The sequence below is a fragment of the Gordonia desulfuricans NBRC 100010 genome, assembly GCF_001485495.1.
GTDB lineage: Bacteria > Actinomycetota > Actinomycetes > Mycobacteriales > Mycobacteriaceae > Gordonia > Gordonia desulfuricans.
On sequence record NZ_BCNF01000204.1, the window covers coordinates 1 to 2,508 of the forward strand.

Genomic DNA, 2,508 nt, shown 5'->3' on the forward strand with positions numbered 1-2,508 from the left:
TGGACCATCCCGGCGTTTCCGGAGACCTCATCTTGTGAGTGCTTCCTCCGGTCTGAGGGCACGTCTGTGATCGTAGTGGAACTGTTCAGCCTCGTCTGGGGTCAGGTCGTCGCAGTAGGTGTGCGGCCGTTCCTGGTTGTAGAACGCGACCCATTGCGCGGTCGCCAGTGACAGTTCGGTGACCCCGGGGAACCGGGGCTGGTTGTCGACGAGCTCGTTCTTGTAGTCGGAGTTCACCGATTCGGCCAGAGCGTTGTCGTAGCTGTCTCCAACACTTCCGACTGAAGCGGCGATCCCGGCCTCGGCGAGGCGCTCGGTGAACGCGAGCGCCGTATACTGCGAGCCAGCGTCGTTGTGATGGGTCAAACCGTCCAGATCCGTTACGCCAGAACGCATTCGGGCCGCGATAGCGTTATCGATGGCGGCGGTGACCAGGTCCGTCGTCATCTGTGAGGCGACCTTCCAGCCGACGATCTTGCGGGCGAACACATCGGTGACGAACGCCGTGTACGCCCACCCCGTCGCGATACGGCAGTAGGTGAAATCGGCCACCCATAAGCGGTTCGGTTCCGCCGCCCAGAACCGGCGATCGACCAGGTCTTCCGGCCGCTCGTGGTCATGGTTGGGGCGGGTGGTGTGCGGGCTCTTCTTCTTCAACGCGCCGTGCCACCCCATCTCCCGCATGAGGCGCTCGACGGTGCAGCGGGCGACGTCAATTCCGTTGCTGCGCAACTTAATCCACATCTTCCGCGAGCCGAGAACCTGGTAGAGCTGCTGCTCCTTCCGGAGCGAGTAGATCGCGTCGATGACCTGCGCATCGGCGACCATACGTGCAGTGGGCTGCTTGTTGACGTGCTCGTAGTATGTGGATGGGGCGATGGGCAGACCGTGCTCGGTGAGCACTCGGCACATCGGATCGACTCCCCAGACAAGACCATCGCCGCCCACCCGGTTGCCCTGGTGAGCGGCGATGAACTCCACGATCAGCGGTGTGGCCGGTCGATCTCGGCCGCGAAGAAACTGGCTGCCGCCTTCAAGATCCCGTTGGCGCGTTTGAGTTCCGCATTCTCCTTCCGCAGGCGTCTGACCTCATCACCGTCGACCGCTGCCTCCGACACCGCAGCGGCTGCTTCGGGGACGTTGCGGACCCATTTGCGTACCGTCTCCGCCGACCCGATCCCGAGTAGGCCGGCGGTCTTGTTCATTGCCGCCCACTCCGTCGACCCGTCGGCCACCAACTGGGCCACCATGTCCACCGCGTCCCGCTTCAAATCAGCCGGGTACCGCTTCGTTCCTGATGCCATGGCATCCATCCTTCCGTGAGACACAGTCTCCGGAAACTCCGGGATGGATCACAACTCGGACGCTCGCTGTGGGCCCGACGTGCCGAGATCCTGGCCTACTTCGACACCGGCGCCTCCAACGGGCCCGTTGAAGCGATCAACGGACGCTTGGAACACCTGCGTGGCATCGCCCTGGGCTTCCGCAACCTCAACCACTACATCTTGCGGTCACTCATCCACTCCGGCGGCCTGGCAGAACACCTCGACGCACTCTGAATCAGGAAGAGCCACTTTGCCCCTGCGACATCGCCACGAGTACGCCGCAGACATTCCTCGTGGCCACACTGCCGGCGACTTCACCCGGCACGGGAGTCGCCCACCCGATCACGATCGGGTGGGCGTGCGCCTCACCCCGGCCCATATCCACCAGATCGGAGCCGGCGTACCTCTTGAGAGGCTTTACACGTTGGTTTCTCACGTACACCTTCCCGCCTTGCTAGGCAGACCCGGATCGTCTGGCAGTGCCGACCCGTCCTGCCCTCGTCAGGGCTGCTCTCACCCTCACCGGCGTCTCCCGGTTCGGGCTGCCCTCAGCTTCCCCAGCCTGCTGCGACTGACCAGAGATGGAGCCCTTTCACCTCCATCCGGTAATGCAGCGCCTCGTGGCGCACAAAGTCCCAAATCCAGGCATTGGACCGGACCCAAGCGTCGCTGCCGATGCTGCCGGCCGCGCCGGGACCATGACCCACGACTATGAACGCAACGGCACGACTACCTTGTTCGCTGCGTTGGACGTGCTCACCGGTACCGTGATCGGCCAGTGTCTGTCGCGTCACCGGCACGAGGAGTTCATCACGTTCCTCAACACCATCGACCGCCAGGTCCCGGCCGGGTTGCAGGTGCATCTGATCCTGGACAATTACGCCACCCATAAACACCCGAACGTGCAGAAATGGAGGAAGCGGCATAAGCGGTTTCATTTCCATTTCACCCCGACCTCATCATCGTGGCTCAACCAGGTAGAGCGCTGGTTCCGCGAGCTGACCGACAAGAACCTCCGCCGCGGGATCTTCCCCAGCGTGCCCGATCTGATCGCAGTATCGAGTCATACATGAACGCACACAAAGACAATCCAAAACCCTACGTATGGACCGCCACCGCCGAATCCATCCTCGCCAAAGTTGCCCGCGCCCGCTCTACACTCGAACAAGTAGCCAACTAATTT

1 protein-coding gene and 2 pseudogenes are annotated in these 2,508 nt (G+C 62.6%); 2 read left to right on the forward strand and 1 reads right to left on the reverse strand.

Features of this window, described 5'->3' with window-relative positions; genetic code table 11:
- Positions 1 to 27 precede the first annotated feature (27 nt).
- Positions 28 to 1,304 (reverse strand): IS3 family transposase gene (locus GD1_RS23810; protein WP_157079609.1). Its coding sequence is split into 2 segments (ribosomal slippage): positions 28 to 1,022 and positions 1,022 to 1,304, totalling 1,278 coding nucleotides; the frame shifts between segments, so codons are not numbered across the junction.
- A 48-nt stretch (positions 1,305 to 1,352) separates the two neighbouring features.
- Between GD1_RS23810 and GD1_RS23820 the strand changes: the two are divergent.
- Both GD1_RS23820 and GD1_RS23825 read left to right on the forward strand, forming a co-directional pair.
- Positions 1,353 to 1,559, forward strand: a pseudogene (locus GD1_RS23820) (transposase); the annotation flags it as partial.
- Between the two features lie 396 nt (positions 1,560 to 1,955).
- Positions 1,956 to 2,505 (forward strand): annotated as a pseudogene (locus tag GD1_RS23825) (IS630 family transposase); the annotation flags it as partial.
- Between the last annotated feature and the right edge of the window lie 3 nt (positions 2,506 to 2,508).